At 71.4% G+C, this 17,385-nt stretch carries 17 protein-coding genes; 5 read left to right on the top strand and 12 right to left on the bottom strand.

Annotation, left to right across the window (positions count from 1 at the left end; translation table 11 throughout):
- Nucleotides 1-63: 63 nt before the first annotated feature.
- The 9 genes from AB0F11_RS11880 to AB0F11_RS11920 all read right to left on the bottom strand — a co-directional run bounded on the left by AB0F11_RS11880 (nucleotide 64) and on the right by AB0F11_RS11920 (nucleotide 8,211).
- Nucleotides 64-1,428, bottom strand: a complete 1,365-nt coding sequence (locus AB0F11_RS11880; RefSeq protein WP_362171080.1) for a hypothetical protein — start codon at nucleotides 1,426-1,428, stop codon at nucleotides 64-66.
- A gap of 197 nt (nucleotides 1,429-1,625) precedes the next feature.
- The gene (locus tag AB0F11_RS11885; RefSeq protein WP_007263433.1) at nucleotides 1,626-1,970 is read right to left on the bottom strand and encodes a metal-sulfur cluster assembly factor; all 345 of its coding nucleotides are present in this window, start codon (nucleotides 1,968-1,970) and stop codon (nucleotides 1,626-1,628) included.
- Nucleotides 1,967-2,431 (bottom strand): Fe-S cluster assembly sulfur transfer protein SufU, encoded by a 465-nt coding sequence (gene sufU, locus AB0F11_RS11890; RefSeq protein ID WP_361902242.1) that lies wholly within the window; start codon nucleotides 2,429-2,431, stop codon nucleotides 1,967-1,969. Before sufU ends, AB0F11_RS11885 begins: the two co-directional genes overlap by 4 nt.
- Before the next feature lie 10 nt (nucleotides 2,432-2,441).
- On the bottom strand, nucleotides 2,442-3,698 hold the full coding sequence (locus AB0F11_RS11895) for a cysteine desulfurase (protein ID WP_362171083.1): 1,257 nt from the start codon (nucleotides 3,696-3,698) through the stop codon (nucleotides 2,442-2,444).
- Nucleotides 3,695-4,468, bottom strand: a complete 774-nt coding sequence (gene sufC / locus AB0F11_RS11900) for a Fe-S cluster assembly ATPase SufC (protein WP_362171086.1) — start codon at nucleotides 4,466-4,468, stop codon at nucleotides 3,695-3,697. Before sufC ends, AB0F11_RS11895 begins: the two co-directional genes overlap by 4 nt.
- 7 nt (nucleotides 4,469-4,475) lie before the next feature.
- The gene (locus tag AB0F11_RS11905) at nucleotides 4,476-4,793 is read right to left on the bottom strand and encodes a bifunctional 3-phenylpropionate/cinnamic acid dioxygenase ferredoxin subunit (RefSeq protein WP_361902233.1); all 318 of its coding nucleotides are present in this window, start codon (nucleotides 4,791-4,793) and stop codon (nucleotides 4,476-4,478) included.
- Nucleotides 4,793-5,971: a Fe-S cluster assembly protein SufD gene (gene sufD / locus AB0F11_RS11910; RefSeq protein WP_362171089.1), complete on the bottom strand. Its 1,179-nt coding sequence runs from the start codon at nucleotides 5,969-5,971 to the stop codon at nucleotides 4,793-4,795. The genes AB0F11_RS11905 and sufD overlap by 1 nt, the downstream gene beginning before the upstream one ends.
- 66 nt (nucleotides 5,972-6,037) lie before the next feature.
- Nucleotides 6,038-7,453 carry a Fe-S cluster assembly protein SufB gene (sufB, locus tag AB0F11_RS11915; protein ID WP_361902227.1) on the bottom strand — a complete coding sequence of 472 codons (1,416 nt, stop codon included), beginning with the start codon at nucleotides 7,451-7,453 and terminating at the stop codon, nucleotides 6,038-6,040.
- The gene (locus AB0F11_RS11920) at nucleotides 7,450-8,211 is read right to left on the bottom strand and encodes an ArsR family transcriptional regulator (RefSeq protein ID WP_362171092.1); all 762 of its coding nucleotides are present in this window, start codon (nucleotides 8,209-8,211) and stop codon (nucleotides 7,450-7,452) included. The genes sufB and AB0F11_RS11920 overlap by 4 nt, the downstream gene beginning before the upstream one ends.
- 233 nt (nucleotides 8,212-8,444) lie before the next feature.
- On the opposite strand from AB0F11_RS11920, the gene AB0F11_RS11925 reads away from it, so the two are divergent.
- From AB0F11_RS11925 to AB0F11_RS11940, 4 genes are all read left to right on the top strand, one after another.
- Nucleotides 8,445-9,371, top strand: coding sequence for an ABC transporter ATP-binding protein (locus tag AB0F11_RS11925; RefSeq protein ID WP_362171095.1), 927 nt, complete (start codon nucleotides 8,445-8,447; stop codon nucleotides 9,369-9,371).
- Nucleotides 9,368-10,150, top strand: coding sequence for an ABC transporter permease (locus AB0F11_RS11930; RefSeq protein WP_362171098.1), 783 nt, complete (start codon nucleotides 9,368-9,370; stop codon nucleotides 10,148-10,150). The genes AB0F11_RS11925 and AB0F11_RS11930 overlap by 4 nt, the downstream gene beginning before the upstream one ends.
- A gap of 85 nt (nucleotides 10,151-10,235) precedes the next feature.
- A complete protein-coding gene (locus AB0F11_RS11935) occupies nucleotides 10,236-11,387 on the top strand; it encodes a hypothetical protein (RefSeq protein ID WP_362171100.1) in 1,152 nt (383 codons plus the stop codon).
- Nucleotides 11,388-11,391: 4 nt separating this feature from the next.
- Nucleotides 11,392-12,381, top strand: a complete 990-nt coding sequence (locus AB0F11_RS11940; RefSeq protein WP_362171103.1) for a COX15/CtaA family protein — start codon at nucleotides 11,392-11,394, stop codon at nucleotides 12,379-12,381.
- 58 nt (nucleotides 12,382-12,439) lie between these two features.
- Here the strand turns inward: AB0F11_RS11940 and AB0F11_RS11945 are convergent, their stop codons facing one another.
- From AB0F11_RS11945 to AB0F11_RS11955, 3 genes are all read right to left on the bottom strand, one after another.
- Nucleotides 12,440-13,561, bottom strand: a complete 1,122-nt coding sequence (locus tag AB0F11_RS11945; RefSeq protein WP_362171106.1) for an amidohydrolase family protein — start codon at nucleotides 13,559-13,561, stop codon at nucleotides 12,440-12,442.
- A gap of 130 nt (nucleotides 13,562-13,691) precedes the next feature.
- Nucleotides 13,692-14,039, bottom strand: a complete 348-nt coding sequence (locus tag AB0F11_RS11950) for a hypothetical protein (RefSeq protein ID WP_362171109.1) — start codon at nucleotides 14,037-14,039, stop codon at nucleotides 13,692-13,694.
- Between the two features lie 24 nt (nucleotides 14,040-14,063).
- A complete protein-coding gene (locus AB0F11_RS11955) occupies nucleotides 14,064-15,011 on the bottom strand; it encodes a heme o synthase (protein ID WP_361902392.1) in 948 nt (315 codons plus the stop codon).
- 249 nt (nucleotides 15,012-15,260) lie between these two features.
- On the opposite strand from AB0F11_RS11955, the gene tkt reads away from it, so the two are divergent.
- The gene (tkt, locus tag AB0F11_RS11960) at nucleotides 15,261-17,363 is read left to right on the top strand and encodes a transketolase (RefSeq protein ID WP_362171112.1); all 2,103 of its coding nucleotides are present in this window, start codon (nucleotides 15,261-15,263) and stop codon (nucleotides 17,361-17,363) included.
- Nucleotides 17,364-17,385 lie beyond the last annotated feature (22 nt).

Raw genomic sequence — 17,385 nt, forward strand, 5'->3', positions numbered from 1 at the left:
GCCCGTACACAAGGCCCGGGCCCGCCCCGTGCCGGCCACCGGATCCGATCCGTTCGGCGCCGGTCAGTTCAGCGTGAACCAGACCGTCCGCGACTTCTTCCACTCCGGGTGGGCCAGGTCCTTCGCCTCGACCCCGTCCCCGTACAGGTCCGCGGACCCGCTGTCGGTCACCAGCTGCACCCGCGCCCCCGCGACCGACAGGTCCGGGACCTCCGCGATGGCCTCCCAGCCGCCCGGGTCCGCCGTCGGCAGGTCGAGCCGCTTGACCGGGGCGTGACCCGGGACGCCGTCCCACTGGTAGAGCGCGTACGGGTCGGTGTTGTCGTCGGCCGCCCAGGAGCCGGCCAGGATCAGGTACTGGCCGGCGGCGTTCTTGCGGATGTCGCGGACGGACAGCCCGCCGAGGTCGAGCTCGATCCCCGCCCCGAAGACCGCCTTCGCCCCGGCCGCGAGCACCTGGTCGAAGTTGGTCACGGGCACCAGCAGCGCCTTCCCGCCGGGCACGGCGGGAGCCAGCGGGGCCCGGAAGCCCAGGTACGCGGTGGTCGTGGAGCCGGGCGCGAACTCCAGCCCCTCCGCGTTGAACCCGTCGATCTGCTTCGGCGCCTCCCCGGCCGCCGTCCCCGCCGCGAAGCCGTATCGGTTGCCGTTCGCGACGTCCCAGGCCACCAGGTCGTCGCGGAGCTTCTTGTACGAGCGCCCGTACGCCAGCTTCGTGCCCGGGCCGGAGCCGCTCACGGTGGTGGTGAACACCGTGTTCCGGGGCGCCTTGTACTCGCCGTCCTTGTTGTTGCCGAGCGAGCCCGTCCAGTAGATGGTGTCGCCGATCCGGGTCGCGCCCTCGATGTCGACCTCCTTGGTGACGCCCAGTTGGCTGCTGAAGTCCCACGTCCGCACCGGCGCACCCGAGCGGTAACGGTCGTACAGGCGCAGCACGTTGTTCTCGTCGTCGGCGACGACGGCGTACCCGCCGCCCACGTCCACGGCGGCCGAGGTGTCCGAGGCACCGGTGAAGTACCGCGTGTCGGCAGGGTTCTGCACGGCGCCCGAGGCCGCGTAGGACAGGGTCCTGGTCGCGGTCTTGCCGCCCAGCCCGGTCACCTTGACGGTGAGGTCGGTGTAGCCGCGGCCCCGCGCGGCGACGGCCAGGTGCCGCACCGCCCCGGTCCCCGTGACGGTCACGTCGCCCGGCGCGGCGACCGCGGTCCGACTGGAGGCGGTCACCGCGACGGTGAGGGCCGAGGCGTCGGCGCCGCTCTGAGCGACCGTCACGTCGACCTGCGGGTCACCGACCGCGCCGACGGCACCGGAGAGGTAGCCGGCGGACAGGACGACGGTGGGCGTGCCGTACGTGACCGCCTGGGCCGGAGCGTGGGCCGCGGCGAGCAGCAGCCCGGCGATCCCTGCGAGCGACAACTGCTTCTTCATCGGTGACCTCCACGAACTGAACCGGTTGCGGAACCGGATGCGGGCCGCCGCACGGACCGGACGGCCGTCGAGAAGGGTCGGCGCCCCCGGTCAACGCCCGGTGCACGCCGCCCGTCCGCCGGACGAACAGGCAGGAAGCGAAAACGCAGGGAGGGCCCCCGGCACAGTGCCGGGGACCCTCCCTGGAGCGGAACGGCTCAGACGTTGAAGCCGAGCGCGCGCAGCTGCTCACGGCCATCGTCCGTGATCTTGTCCGGGCCCCACGGGGGCATCCAGACCCAGTTGATGCGGAGCTCGTTGACGATGCCCTCCGTCGCCGACTTCGCCTGGTCCTCGATGACGTCCGTCAGCGGGCAGGCCGCCGAGGTCAGGGTCATGTCGAGGGTGGCGATGTTCGCGTCGTCGATGTGGATGCCGTAGATCAGACCCAGGTTGACGACGTCGATGCCCAGCTCGGGGTCGACCACGTCGTAGAGCGCCTCACGGACCTCTTCCTCGGTGGCGGGCTTGATCGACGCCTCGGGCGTCGCGTTCTCGGTCATGCCGTCTTCCTCTCCGCGCCGTCACCCATCACCTGGGCGGTCGCGTCCTTCCACGCCATCCAGCTGAGCAGGGCGCACTTCACGCGCGCCGGGTACTTGGAGACGCCGACGAACGCGACCGCGTCCTCCAGCACCTCCTCCATCGCCTCGTCGGGCTCGATCTTGCCCTTCGACTGCATCATCTCCAGGAACACGCCCTGGATCTTCTGCGCCTCACCCAGCTGCTTGCCGACGAGCAGCTCGTTCAGCACGGACGCGCTGGCCTGGCTGATGGAGCAGCCCTGGCCCTCGTACGAGACGTCGGTGAGCGTCTCGCCGTCGTACTTCACGCGCAGCGTGATCTCGTCGCCGCACGTCGGGTTGACGTGGTGCACCTCGGCGTCACCGTCGCGCAGGCCGCGCCCGTGCGGGTGCTTGTAGTGGTCCAGGATCAGTTCCTGGTACATCGAATCCAGCTTCACAGCGTCCTCGTCATCCGAAGAAGTTCCGTACGTGCTCCAGTCCGTCGATCAGCGCGTCGACGTCGGCCGGAGAGGAGTACAGATAGAAAGACGCTCGCGTGGTCGCCGGAATTCCGTACCGCAGGCAGACCGGGCGCGCGCAGTGGTGTCCCACGCGGACCGCGATGCCCTGCTCGTCCAGGACCTGGCCCACGTCGTGCGGGTGGATGTCGCCGAGGGTGAAGGAGATCGCGGCGCCGCGGTCCTCGGCCGTGGTGGGGCCGATGATCCGCAGGTCGGGGACCTCCTGCAGGCGCTTGACGGCGTACTCGGTGATCGCGTGCTCGTGCGCAGCGATCTTGTCCATGCCGATCGAGGTCAGGTAGTCCACGGCCGCGCCGAGGCCGACGGCCTGGGCGATCGGGGGCGTGCCCGCCTCGAACTTGTGGGGCGCCGGGGCGTACGTGGAGGAGTGCATCGAGACGGTCTCGATCATCTCGCCGCCGCCGAGGAACGGGGGCAGGTCCTCCAGGAGCTCCTGGCGGCCCCACAGGACGCCGATGCCGGTCGGGCCGCACATCTTGTGGCCGGTGAAGGCCACGAAGTCGGCGCCGAGGGCCTGGACGTCCAGGGGCATGTGGGGAGCGGCCTGCGAGGCGTCGATCAGCACCAGCGCGCCGACCTCCTGCGCGCGCCGGACGATCGCCTCGACCGGGTTGACCGTGCCCAGGATGTTGGAGACCAGCGTGAAGGAGACGATCTTCGTCTTCTCCGTGATGACCTCTTCGATGTTGGACAGGTCGAGGCGGCCGTCGTCGGTGAGGCCGAACCACTTCAGCTTCGCGCCGGTGCGCTGCGAGAGCAGCTGCCACGGGACGATGTTGGAGTGGTGCTCCATCTCGGTGATGGCGATCTCGGTCTCGCGGTCGACCCGGTAGGGCTCGTCGGCCCAGCCGAGCATGTTCGCGACCAGGTTGAGCGACTCGGAGGCGTTCTTGGTGAAGATCACCTCGTCGCGGCTCGGCGCGTTGATGAAGGCGGCCACCTTGTCGCGGGCGCCCTCGTACAGTGCCGTGGCCTCCTCGGCGAGCACGTGCACGCCGCGGTGGACGTTGGCGTTGTGCCGTTCGTAGTAGGCGTTCAGCGCGTCGAGCACCTGGCGCGGCTTCTGCGAGGTCGCCGCGTTGTCCAGGTAAACGATCTTCTTCCCGTCGTGGACCACACGATCCAGCAGGGGGAAGTCCTTGCGGATCGCCTCGATGTCGAGGAGGCCAGGCAGCTGCGTCACGCGGTAGCGCCACCCTTCACGTACTTGTCGTAGCCCTCGTTCTCGAGCTGGTCGGCCAGCTCGGCGCCGCCGGACTCGGCGATGCGGCCGTTCGCGAAGACGTGCACGAAGTCGGGCTTGATGTAGCGCAGGATGCGCGTGTAGTGGGTGATCAGCAGGGTGCCGACCTCACCGGTCTCACGGACGCGGTTGACGCCCTCGGAGACGATGCGCAGGGCGTCGACGTCGAGGCCGGAGTCGGTCTCGTCGAGGATCGCGATCCTCGGCTTCAGGAGCTCCAGCTGCAGGATCTCGTGGCGCTTCTTCTCACCGCCGGAGAAGCCCTCGTTGACGTTGCGCTCGGCGAAGGCCGGGTCCATCTGGAGACGCTCCATGGCCTCCTTGACCTCCTTCACCCAGGTGCGCAGCTTGGGGGCCTCGCCGCGGATGGCGGTGGCGGAGGTGCGCAGGAAGTTGGAGACCGAGACGCCGGGGACCTCGACCGGGTACTGCATGGCGAGGAAGACGCCGGCGCGGGCGCGCTCGTCGACGGACATCTCCAGGACGTCCTCGCCGTCGAGGGTCACCGAGCCACCGGTGATGGTGTACTTCGGGTGGCCGGCGAGCGAGTACGCCAGGGTGGACTTGCCGGAGCCGTTGGGGCCCATGATGGCGTGCGTCTCGCCCTGCTTGACGGTCAGGTCGACGCCCTTGAGGATCTCGCGGGTGCCATTCGCCGAGTCACCAGTCTCGACGGAGACGTGCAGGTCGTGGATTTCAAGCGTTGCCATGGGTGCCTCAGGACTCCTGGGTGAGGGAGACGAGCACGTCGTCCCCTTCGATCTTTACGGGGTATACGGGAACGGGGCGGGTCGCCGGCAGCCCCGAGGGCTTGCCGGTGCGCAGGTCGAACGCCGAGCCGTGCAGCCAGCACTCGATCATGCAGTCCTCGACCTCGCCCTCCGAGAGCGAGACGTTCGCGTGCGAGCAGATGTCGTTGATCGCGAACACCCCCTCGTCGGTCGAGACAATGGACACGGGCGTGCCGTCGAGTTCCACCCGCTTCGGGGTGTTCTCCTCCAGCTCGCTCAGCGCACAGGCCTTGATGTAGGTCATCAGACGGACGCCTCGAGCTCTGCCTCGATCTTGCCGATCAGGCGCTCCTCGATGTCGTCGACACCGATCTGCTGGACGAGCTCGGCGAAGAAGCCGCGCACCACCAGACGGCGGGCGTCGTCGGCCGGGATGCCGCGGGCCTGGAGGTAGAACAGCTGCTCGTCGTCGAAGCGGCCGGTCGCGGAGGCGTGGCCGGCGCCGACGATCTCGCCGGTCTCGATCTCCAGGTTCGGCACCGAGTCGACCCGCGCGCCGTCCGTGAGGACGAGGTTGCGGTTCATCTCGTAGGTGTCGGTGCCCTCGGCGCTCTTCTCGATCAGCACGTCGCCGATCCAGACCGCGTGGGCGTCCTGGCCCTGGAGCGCGCCCTTGTAGACCACGTGGGACTTGCAGTGCGGGGCGTCGTGCGTGACCAGGAGGCGGTGCTCCTGGTGCTGGCCGGCGTCGGTGAAGTACAGGCCGAGCAGCTCGGCCTCGCCGCCGGTGCCCGCGTAGCGCACGCGGGGGTGGATGCGGACGACGTCACCGCCGAAGGTGACGACGACCGACTTGAAGCTGGCGTCGCGGCCCAGCAGCGCGTTGTGCTGCGAGGTGTGCACGGCGGTGTCGTCCCAGTCCTGGACGGACACGAAGGTCACCTTGGCACCGTCGCCGACGAGGATGTCGACGTTGGCGGCGCGCACGCCGTCACCGGTGTGGTCGATCACGATGATCGCCTCGGCGAACGGCTTGACGTCGAAGACGGTGTGGCCGAAGGTCGTGCCGCCCTCTCCGTGCAGGGCGACGCGGATCGGCTCGGCGAGCACGGTCTCCTTGGGCACGGTGACGACCGTGGCCTTGGCGAAGGAGGAGAAGGCCTGGGCGGCGATCCGGTCGACCGGGGTGCCGGCCTTGCCGATGCGCTCGTCGCCGCGCTCGACCGACTCGACGGTGACGCCCTCGGGCGCGTCGATCTGGGCCTTCATGGTGCCGTTGGCGACCGCGGAGCCGTCGTGCAGACCGCGCAGGCGGGCGAGCGGCGTGAAGCGCCACTCCTCCTCGCGGCCGTGCGGGATGGGGAAGTCCGCCACGTCGAAGGACGGCGGCGCGCTCATCCGGGTGGCGACGGTGGACTCTGCGGCCACCGCGATCGAGCCGGCCGTGGTGGAGCCGACCGGAATGTTCTGAGCCTCAGCCATGGCTGTCGTTCTGCTCTCTTCCTTCGTCAAAGAATGTGCTGCGGGACGGGGGCGGGGCGGCCGGGACTAGCCGACCGAGCCCTCCATCTGCAGCTCGATCAGCCGGTTGAGCTCCAGCGCGTACTCCATCGGCAGCTCCTTGGCGATGGGCTCGACGAAGCCGCGCACGATCATGGCCATGGCCTCGAACTCGGTCATGCCGCGCTGCATCAGGTAGAAGAGCTGGTCGTCGGAGACCTTGGAGACGGTCGCCTCGTGGCCCATGGTGACGTCGTCCTCGCGGACGTCGACGTAGGGGTAGGTGTCCGAGCGGGAGATGGTGTCCACCAGCAGCGCGTCGCAGAGCACGTTGCTCTTCGAGCCCGCGGCACCCTCGCCGATCTCGACCAGGCCGCGGTAGGAAGTGCGGCCGCCGCCCCGCGCCACCGACTTGGAGACGATGTTCGAGGAGGTGTTCGGCGCCATGTGGACCATCTTGGAGCCGGCGTCCTGGTGCTGGCCCTCGCCCGCGAAGGCGATGGACAGGGTCTCGCCCTTGGCGTGCTCGCCCATCAGGTAGACGGCCGGGTACTTCATGGTGACCTTGGAACCGATGTTGCCGTCGATCCACTCCATGGTCGCGCCCTCGTAGGCCACGGCGCGCTTGGTGACCAGGTTGTAGACGTTGTTCGACCAGTTCTGGATCGTCGTGTAGCGGCAGCGGCCGCCCTTCTTGACGATGATCTCGACCACGGCGCTGTGCAGCGAGTCCGAGGAGTAGATCGGGGCGGTGCAGCCCTCGACGTAGTGGACGTAGGCGTCCTCGTCGACGATGATCAGCGTCCGCTCGAACTGGCCCATGTTCTCCGTGTTGATGCGGAAGTAGGCCTGCAGCGGGATGTCCACGTGGACACCCTTGGGGACGTAGATGAAGGAGCCGCCCGACCACACGGCGGTGTTCAGCGACGCGAACTTGTTGTCGCCGACCGGGATGACCGTGCCGAAGTACTCCTGGAAGAGCTCCGGGTGCTCCTTGAGCGCGGTGTCCGTGTCGAGGAAGATCACGCCCTGCGCCTCCAGGTCCTCGCGGATCTGGTGGTAGACGACCTCGGACTCGTACTGGGCCGCGACACCGGCGACGAGGCGCTGCTTCTCCGCCTCCGGGATGCCGAGCTTGTCGTACGTGTTCTTGATGTCCTCCGGCAGGTCCTCCCAGGACTCGGCCTGCTTCTCGGTGGACCGCACGAAGTACTTGATGTTGTCGAAGTCGATGCCCGAGAGGTCGGAGCCCCAGGTCGGCATGGGCTTCTTGTCGAAGAGCTTCAGGCCCTTGAGGCGGAGCTTCAGCATCCACTCGGGCTCGTTCTTCTTGGCCGAGATGTCCCGGACCACGTCCTCGGACAGGCCTCGCTTCGCAGCCGCGCCGGCCTCGTCGGAGTCGGCCCAGCCGTACTCGTAGTTGCCCAGACCCTCGAGCTCAGGGTGAGCAGTCTCCGTGGTCATGCGGGGTTCCTCCCGGCCGTGCTTGCAGATGCTGATGTGTTGGACTGTGCTGTGCCCGCGCCACGCGGGATGAAGGTGGTGCACACCCCGTCGCCGTGGGCGATGGTGGCAAGGCGCTGCACGTGGGTCCCGAGCAGACGGGAGAAGACCTCGGTCTCCGCCTCGCAGAGCTGCGGGAACTGCTCGGCTACGTGGGCCACCGGGCAGTGGTGCTGGCAGAGCTGTTCACCGCTGTGCGGACCGGGAGCGCTCTTCGCCGTAGCAGCGTACCCGTCCGCGGTCAACGCCTTGGCCAGGGCCTCGGTGCGGTCCGCGGGCGCTGCCGCGTCGACCGACTCCCGGTAGCTCTGGGCCTGGGCCTCCATCCGAGCCCTGGCGAAGGCGGCCACGGCCGCCTCGCCCTGCTCGCCGCCGCCGGCGGACTGCGCGATCCAGCGCAGGGCGTCCGCGGCGAGGGAGTCGTAGGACTGGTCGAAGGCGTCGCGACCGCAGTCGGTGAGCGCGAAGACCTTGGCGGGCCGGCCCCGGGTGCGCGTGCCGTAGACCCGCTGTTCACGGGCTTCGACGACGTCGTCCGCGACGAGGGTGTCGAGGTGGCGTCGGACGGCGGCCTGGGTGAGGCCGAGCCGCGCGGCGAGGTCGGCGACGGTGGAGGGCCCGTGGTCCAGGATGGACCGCGCGACCCGGTTGCGGGTTGACCGCTCCCCGGTAGCGAGCTCCCCCTGAGGGGCCTCGATCAGCCGTTCGCCGTATTTCACAACGCCATTGTTGCGTAATTACTCCGGCCCCGACAAGCCGTGACGGACGCCACCCCCGGTGTCCTCCATCACTAAGGGTTACCTAACCTGTCTACGCAGAGTGAGCTCCCTGGGGGGCCCTTCCCCGGCCCGACCAGCGGCGATGCATGCGCCCCGATTCCGCCCGCGTGCGCCCTCCCGAGCCCCCGACCCGGGCCCCCGCAGCCCCCGCGGTGCTCCGTAGACTCACCCGCATGAGCAACGACCCCGCCGTGGAGATCCGCGGACTGGTGAAGCGGTTCGGCCCGAAGACCGCGGTGGACGGGCTGGACCTCACCGTCCGCAAGGCCTCGGTCACCGCCGTACTCGGCCCCAACGGCGCGGGCAAGACCACCACCGTGGAGACCTGCGAGGGCTACCTGCGCCCCGACGCCGGCACCGTCCGCGTCCTCGGCCTCGACCCGGCCGCCCAGGCCGCGGCCCTGCGGCCCCGCATAGGCGTGATGCTCCAGTCCGGCGGCGTCTACTCCGGCGCCCGCGCCGTCGAGATGCTGCGCCACATGGCCGCGCTGTACGCCGACCCGCTCGACGTGGGCTCCCTGGTGGAGCGGCTCGGGCTCGGCGGCTGTGGCCGCACCCCCTACCGCCGGCTGTCCGGCGGCCAGCAGCAGCGCCTGTCGCTGGCCATGGCCGTGGTCGGCCGCCCCGAGCTGGTCTTCCTGGACGAGCCCACCGCCGGCCTGGACCCGCAGGCCCGCCGCGCGACCTGGGACCTCGTACGGGAGCTGCGCGCCGACGGGGTCGGCGTCGTCCTCACCACGCATCACATGGACGAGGCCGAGCAGCTCGCCGACGAGGTGGCCATCGTCGACGCGGGCCGGGTCATCGCCCACGGCAGCCCCGAGCAGCTGTGCCGCGGCGGCGCCGAGAACACCCTGCGCTTCACCGGCCGCCCCTCCCTGGACCTCGCCTCGCTGCTGAAGGCCCTGCCCGACGGCACCGAGGCCGCCGAGCTCCTCCCGGGCAGCTACCGCGTCACCGGCGACGTCGACCCGCAGATGCTGGCCACCGTCACCTCCTGGTGCGCCCAGCACGGCGTGATGCCGAGCAGCCTCTCCGTGGAGCGGCACACCCTCGAAGACGTCTTCCTCGAGCTCACCGGTAAGGAGCTGCGCGCATGAGCGCCGGTACGTTCACCCCCCGCCCGGCGGCCGCGCCCGTGTCCCGCATGATCGCCGCCCAGACGGCCCTCGAGACCCGGATGCTGCTGCGCAACGGGGAGCAGCTGCTGCTGACCGTGATCATCCCGGCGCTGCTGCTGGTGCTGTTCTCCTCCGTCGACATCGTCTCGGTGCCGCTGGACGCCGCCGCCGGCGAGAAGTCCGTCGACTTCCTCGCGCCCGGCGTGCTGGCGCTCGCCGTGATGTCCACCGCCTTCACCGGCCAGGCCATCGCCACCGGCTTCGACCGGCGCTACGGGGTGCTCAAGCGGCTCGGGGCCTCCCCACTGCCGCGTTGGGCCCTGATGGCCGCCAAGACCCTGTCCGTGCTGGTCACCGAGGTGCTGCAGATCGCGCTGCTGACGGTGATCGCGCTGGGCCTGGGCTGGTCCCCGCAGGGCAACCCGCTGTCGGTGGCGCTGCTGCTCCTGCTGGGCACGGCCGCGTTCTCCGGGCTCGGGCTGCTGATGGCGGGCACCCTCAAGGCCGAGGTCACACTGGCCGCGGCGAACCTGGTCTTCCTGCTGCTGCTGGTCGGCGGCGGGGTGATCGTTCCGCTGGAGAAGTTCCCCGGCGCGGTCCGGGATGTGCTGGGCCTACTGCCGATCTCGGCGCTGTCCGACGGGCTGCGGGAGGTGCTGCGGCACGGGGCCGCACTGCCGTGGGGCGACGCGGCCGTGCTGGGCGCGTGGGCCGTGCTGGGCCTGGGTGCCGCGGCGAAGCTGTTCCGGTGGGAGTGATTCCCCTCCCCCGTACGTTGGTCCGGCAGGAGGACGGGCGCCGCCGCACCGGGGCGGCGCCCACCAGAACGCCGGGGGGCGGACCATGGGGGAACGGGAGGCCGCGCTGCGGCTGGACGAGCGCTGGGCGCGGATCCGGTCGGGGGCGCAGCACGCGGAGTACGCCGAGGCCGAAGGGCTGCTGGCGGAGCTGATCGGCGCGCTGCGCGGGCCGGCGCGGACGGATCCGGCCTGCGCGGCGCGGCTCGGGCTGCGCCTGGGGGACCTGGCGGCGCGCCGGTTCGCCGGCGGCGACCGGGCCGGGGCGCTGGCGGCGGTCGAGGAGGGCCTGCGGTACGGGCAGCAGGCCGCCGGACACGATCCGGAGTACGCCCGCTGGTACGCGCGGGGGCTGATCAACCAGGGGGTGTGGCTGGCCTGGCCGCTCAGCGACGCGGGCCGGCTGCCCCGGCATCCGCTCGGCGCGGCCGCGGAGAGCGGCCCCACCGCGATCGAGCGGGCGGCCGGCGAGCGCGCCCGGGACCTGACCCGGGCCGCGGTCGACGTCTGGCACGGCCTGGACCAGCACGACCCGGTCAACCGGCGCGGCCTCGCCCAGGCCGAGGTGTTCCTCGGCGACCGCCTGGCGGAGCTGGGCCTGACCGAGGAGGCGGTGGCCTGGGCGGTGGACGCGGAGGGCGGCTTCCGCCGGCTGCTGCTCTCCGCGCCCGGCGCCCAGGAGGCCGAGGAGGCGGAGGAGGCCCTGGACCACATCGGCCGGCAGCTGGAACTGCGGCTGCGCTTCCTGTCCTTCGAATCCCTGGTGAACCTGCGCGCCCGCGGCCTGCTGCCCGAGCGGCTGCTGCCCCGGGCGGTGGTGGCCGCCCGGATCCAGGGGGTGCCCGAGGCCGGGATCGCCGCCGGGCTCGGGCTCGGCGCCGACCAGGTGGGGACGATGCTGGAGGTCACCCCGTGGCGGGCCGCCTGGCGCTTCGAGGTGCGCGGCCCCGACGGGCTGTGGAGTGCGCTGGACGGCCCGTGGCGCAGCAGCACGGAGGTGCGAAACAGGACAGCAGGCGACATAGGCGCCGAATTGGTGCGCGGTTTCCGGGAGTCCGCCGACCACCCCGGGGACGGCGGCTATTGGCGGGTCCTGCTGTGGTGGCACGAGGAGGGCGATCCCGCCGGGGCCCGTTTCCGCCACGTCGCCGGCGCCGACGCCCCCGGCAGCCCGGCCGCCGGCGGCACCCCCTCGTGAAAGTTTGCACAAGGCGCCGCGTACGATAAGGGCCGTGTTGACCCCTCTCGCTTACATCGCCAGCCGCTGGACTCCGTCACCCCGGACCGTCCGGCGGGCCGCGTTCGCCGCGCTCGTCATGAGCGTGGCCATCGTCGTCACCGGCGGCGCGGTGCGGCTGACCGGATCCGGTCTCGGCTGCGACACCTGGCCCAAGTGCACCGACGACAGCCTGGTCGCGACACCTGCTCAGGGTCTGCACGGCGCCATCGAGTTCACCAACCGCATGCTGACGTACGTGCTCTGCTCGGCCGTCGGCTGGGGCATCATCGCGGCCCGCTCGGCCAAGCCGTGGCGCCACTCGCTCACCCGGCTCGGCTGGGTGCAGTTCGCCATCGTCATGGGCAACGCGGTCCTCGGCGGCATCACCGTCATGACGGGCCTCAACCCGTACAGCGTGGCCGGGCACTTCCTCCTCGCCACCTCGCTCATCACGGTGACCGTCGTCACCTGGCACCGCACCGGTGAGGGCGACACCGCGCCCCGGCCGCGGGTGCCCGGGCCGGTGCGCAAGCTGTCGTGGGCGCTGCTCGCGACCACGGTGGTGCTGATCGCCGCGGGCACGGTGGTCACCGGCTCCGGCCCGCACGCCGGCGACCGCAGCGAGATCAAGCGCATGCCGCTCGACTGGGCGACGACGGCGCACGTCCACGCGATCTCGGCGTGGCTGGTGTGTGCGCTCGCCGTCGCGATGTGGCTGGTGCTGCGCGTGGTGGACGCCCCGGACGACACCCGGGCCCGCGCCCGCGACCTGCTGGTCGTGCTGGCCGCGCAGGGGGGCATCGGGTACGTGCAGTACTTCACCGACCTGCCCGAGGTCCTGGTCGGCGTCCACATGCTCGGCTCCTGCCTGGTGTGGATCTGCGTGCTGCGCGTGGCGCTGAGCCTGCGCGAGCGGCCCGTGGACCGGGCCGGCATCCCCGCGCAGAGCGACCCGCAGCTCACCGCCCTCTGAGCCGCGCGGCCCGGCCGCTTCCGCCGAGCCCGGCCGGGCCGTGGGGGTCCGGCCGGGCTCAGCCGCGTTCGTCCAGGCGGTAGACGCGCCGGGCGTTGTCCGCCGCGACCAGGGCGGCGACCCGTTCGGCGTCCCGCCAGGACCAGGCACCCTCGCCGACCCAGCCGCCGAGCACCCGGCTCAGCGCCTCCCGGAACACCAGGGCTCCCACCGCGTGCAGTTCGGGCAGCCGCCGCCCGCCGCTGGAGAACAGCAGCTTCCCGAAGGGGGCGAGCTCCAGCAGTTCGGCGAGCACGCCGGCGGCCCGGGCCCCGCTGCGCCCGAGGACGGCGCCGAGGTCGGCGTGGACGTGCGGGAAGGCGGCCGCGAGCTGGGCGGTGCGCCGGTGGTACGGGTACCCGCCGAGCAGCACGATCCGGCTGCCCCGCCCCGCGGTGGCCCGTACGAAGTCCGCGAGCTGCGCCGGATCGGCCCGCTCCGGCCGCTCCCCCGGCTCCACCGCGCCCGTGTGCAGCTGGAGCGGCAGCCCGGTGGCCACCGCGCTCCACAGCAGGTGCCGCAGCAGGACGGGGTCGCGCACGGCCCCGCCCTTGGAGCGCGCGGCCAGCCACCGCCCGGCGGCCGCCGCCACCTCGCCCGGGTCGGGCGGGTCCGGGGCGCCGGCGAGGGCGGCCGGATATCCCGCGTCGGGGCCGCAGGTGAAGGCCACGGCGTCGGCGGCGGCGTGGTGGAGTGCCTCGGCGAGGTTGGCGAGGAAGGCGGGCACGGTGCCCGAGGTGTCGGCGACCTGCTCGGCGAGCAGCTCCGGCCGGACGAGTTCAAAGGCCTCGGCGTCCCCGGTGAGGGCCAGCTCCTTGGGCCCGGTCAGGTCCCCGGGCACGCCCGTGTCGACCAGGTGGGCGGCGATGCCCGCGCCGCGCAGCAGCCTGCGCCCGGCTTCGAGCGGGCCGAGCTCGCGCCGCCGGGCCAGGTAGCGGGCCGGGGCGCAGTGCGGCTCCAGGCCGAGGAGCGGCGCGCACCAGCGGCGCACGGCGAAGCCGGCCTGGGTGTCGAAGAAGGTCGTCCCGGCGGCGGGCGGTCCGGCCGCGGGGGCCAGTTCGGCCTCGAAGGTGCCCAGGCCCAGCTCGTGGCGGAGCACTCCGTGGCAGTACTGGTCCACCAGGGGCGGCGTTTCGATCATCCGGGCATCCCGTTTGCGGACGTGAGGAAGGGGCTTCCACACGTCCTAACGGGTGAGCGGGGTGCGAGGTGTTGCTCGCGCTGGTGACCGAGCGGCCACCGGGACGGGCGTCAGGCCGCGGCGCCGGGCGTCAGGCCGCCGGGTTGTCCGCCCCGCCGAGCTGGATGCCCGCCATCCGGGTCCACTCGTACGGGCCGGTCTTCACGCGGGCGGCGAACTCGCCGTCGAACTCCTCGTGGAGGGTCAGGCCGGCCTTCTCCGCGGCCAGCCGGGCCACCTCGTACGTGGAGGCCACCAGGTCGCCCCAGCCGCCGTCCGTGCCCACGAGCACGATCCGGGTGCCGGCCTGGCCGATGTGGGCGAGCTGGCCCTCGGCGCCGCCGTGCTGCCGCGCGAAGGCGCCGATCTGCTTGGCCAGCTTGGCGGCCGCCCGCTCCTGCTTCTTGTCCGCGGCGTCCGCGGCGGTGGTGTCTGCCATGGAAAGCATGCTACCGGCGAGTAATCAGCGGAGGAAGGGATCCACGGCCACCGCCACGAAGAGCAGCGACACGTACGTGATCGACCAGTGGAACAGGCGCATCTCCTTGAGCTTCGCGCCCGTGACCCCGGCCTTGGCCCGGGCGTGCAGCGCGTGCGCCTCCCACAGCCACCAGCCGCCCGCCGCCAGCGCGACCGCCGTGTAGAACCAGCCGGTGTACCCCAGCGGGGTGAGCAGCAGCGAGACGGCGACCATGACCCAGCTGTAGAGGACGATCTGCCGCGCCACGGCCCTGTTGCCCGCGACGACCGGCAGCATCGGCACGCCGACGCGCGCGTAGTCCTCCTTCACCTTCATCGACAGCGGCCAGTAGTGCGGCGGCGTCCAGAAGAAGATGACGAGGAAGAGGATGACGGCGGCCCAGGAGACCTCGTTGCGCACCGAGGACCAGCCGATGAGCACCGGCATGCAGCCGGCGATGCCGCCCCAGACGATGTTCTGGGCAGTGCGCCGCTTCAACAGCATCGTGTAGATGACGACGTAGAAGAGGAGCGCACCGAGCGCGAGCGCGGCGGACAGCCAGTTGACGAGCAGTCCGAACCACACGGTGGACACGACGCCGAGGGTGATGCCGAAGACGAGGCACTCGCGCGGGCTCACCATGCCGGTCACCAGCGGGCGCTGCGACGTGCGGTCCATCAGCGCGTCGATGTCCCTGTCGATGTACATGTTCAGGGCATTGGCCCCGCCGGCGGACAAATAACCGCCGAAGCAGGTCGCGAGAACCAGCCACAGCGAGGGCACGCCCTGCTCGGCCAGGAACATGACCGGCACTGTGGTGATCAGCAGAAGTTCGATGATCCGCGGCTTGGTCAAAGCCACGAAAGCCTTCGCACGGGCCCCGAACGGACGGTGGCCGGGGCTCGTCCCGAGCACCCCCGCTGGACGGGATTCGACGGCCGTCACGCACACCCCTGACAGAGAATCCAGCAAGCTCCGGACGGGTGGTCCGGAGCTTGCGCGTACCACGCCACTTTAGACGTTGCGCTTGCGTCGCCCTGCGCGGGGGTCGCCTCGTGTTGGTCCGATCGGAGTCCGCGACGTTGTGACGGACTGCGGGCACTCGAATAGCTGCACGCCGCAGCGGGGGTAGGCTCGGAATCGCGCCGGTGCACCGTTCGTCACCGGGAACAGACATGTGGAGAGGAGCCCTGACCCACGGTGAGCACCAAGCCGACGACCACAGAGCTCGAATGGACCGAACTGGACCAGCGGGCCGTCGACACCGCCCGCATCCTGGCCGCCGACGCGGTCCAGAAGGTCGGTAACGGCCACCCCGGCACGGCAATGAGCCTCGCCCCCGCCGCGTACACCCTCTTCCAGAAGGTGATGCGGCACGACCCGGCGGACCCGGAATGGGTCGGCCGTGACCGTTTCGTGCTTTCCGCGGGTCACTCCTCCCTGACCCTCTACACCCAGCTCTACCTCGGCGGCTTCGGTCTGGAGCTGGACGACCTCAAGGCGTTCCGCACCTGGGGCTCGAAGACCCCCGGCCACCCGGAGTACGGCCACACGGCCGGCGTCGAGACCACCACCGGCCCGCTCGGCCAGGGCGTCGCCAACGCGGTGGGCATGGCCATGGCCGCCCGCTACGAGCGCGGCCTGTTCGACCCGGAGGCCGCCCCGGGCACCTCCCCGTTCGACCACATGGTCTACGCCATCGCCGGTGACGGCTGCCTGCAGGAGGGCATCTCTGCCGAGGCCTCCTCCCTCGCCGGACACCAGAAGCTCGGCAACCTGGTGCTGCTGTGGGACGACAACCACATCTCCATCGAGGGCGACACCGAGACGGCCGTCTCCGAGGACACCCTCAAGCGCTACGAGGCGTACGGCTGGCACGTCCAGCGCATCGCCCAGCAGGCCAACGGCGACATCGACCCCAAGGCCCTGTACGAGGCCCTGGCCGCCGCCAAGGCCGAGACCGAGCGCCCCTCCTTCATCGCGATGCGCTCGATCATCGCCTGGCCGGCCCCGCACGCACAGGGCACCGAGGCCTCCCACGGCTCGGCCCTCGGCGACGACGAGGTCGCGGCCACCAAGCGCGTCCTCGGCTTCGACCCGGAGCAGACCTTCGAGGTCTCGGACGAGGTCATCGCCCACACCCGCAAGGCCCTCGACCGCGGCCGCGAGGCCAAGGCCGCCTGGGAGAAGGACTTCTCCGCCTGGCGCACCGCCAACGCCGAGCGCGCCGCCGCCTTCGACCGCATCCAGGCCAACGAGCTGCCCGAGGGCTGGGAGGACAAGCTCCCCGTCTTCGAGCCCGGCACGGGCGTCGCCACCCGCGCGGCCTCCGGCAAGGTGCTCCAGGCGCTCGGCGCGGTCATCCCGGAGCTGTGGGGCGGCTCGGCCGACCTGGCCGGCTCCAACAACACCACCATCGACAAGAACTCCTCGTTCCTGCCGAAGGGCAACCCGCTGCCGGAGGCCGACCCGTACGGCCGCACCGTGCACTACGGCATCCGCGAGCACTCCATGGCCGCGGCCATGAACGGCATCGCCCTGCACGGCCACACCCGTATCTACGGCGGCACCTTCCTGGTGTTCTCCGACTACATGCGCAACGCCGTGCGCCTGTCGGCCCTGATGCACCTGCCGGTGACGTACGTGTGGACGCACGACTCCATCGGCCTCGGCGAGGACGGCCCGACGCACCAGCCGGTCGAGCACCTGGCCTCGCTGCGCGCCATCCCGGGCCTGAACGTGGTCCGCCCGGCCGACGCCAACGAGACCGCCATCGCCTGGCGCGAGATCCTGCGCCGCCACACCAAGGTCTTCGGCAAGGGCGCCCCGCACGGTCTGGCGCTGACCCGCCAGGGCGTGCCGACGTACGAGCGCAACGAGGACGCGGCCAAGGGCGGCTACGTGCTGTTCGAGGCGACGGGCCCCCAGGGCGAGACCGCTGACGCGCAGGTCGTGCTCATCGGCACCGGCTCCGAGGTCCAGCTCGCCGTCGCCGCGCGCGAGGCGCTGCAGGCCGAGGGCATCCCGGCCCGGGTCGTCTCGATGCCGTCCGTCGAGTGGTTCGAGGAGCAGGACCAGGCGTACAAGGACAGTGTCCTGCCGCCGTCGGTGAAGGCGCGCGTCGCGGTCGAGGCCGGCATCGGCCTGACCTGGCACCGCTACGTCGGCGACGCGGGCCGGATCGTCTCGCTGGAGCACTTCGGCGCGTCGGCCGATGCGAAGGTCCTCTTCCGCGAGTTCGGCTTCACCGCCGAGGCCGTGACCGCCGCCGCCAAGGAATCCCTCGAAGCCGCCGCGCGCTGACGCCGGTACGCAACCAAGTAGG

It is taken from the genome of Streptomyces sp. NPDC032472 (assembly GCF_040636955.1).
GTDB lineage: Bacteria > Actinomycetota > Actinomycetes > Streptomycetales > Streptomycetaceae > Streptomyces.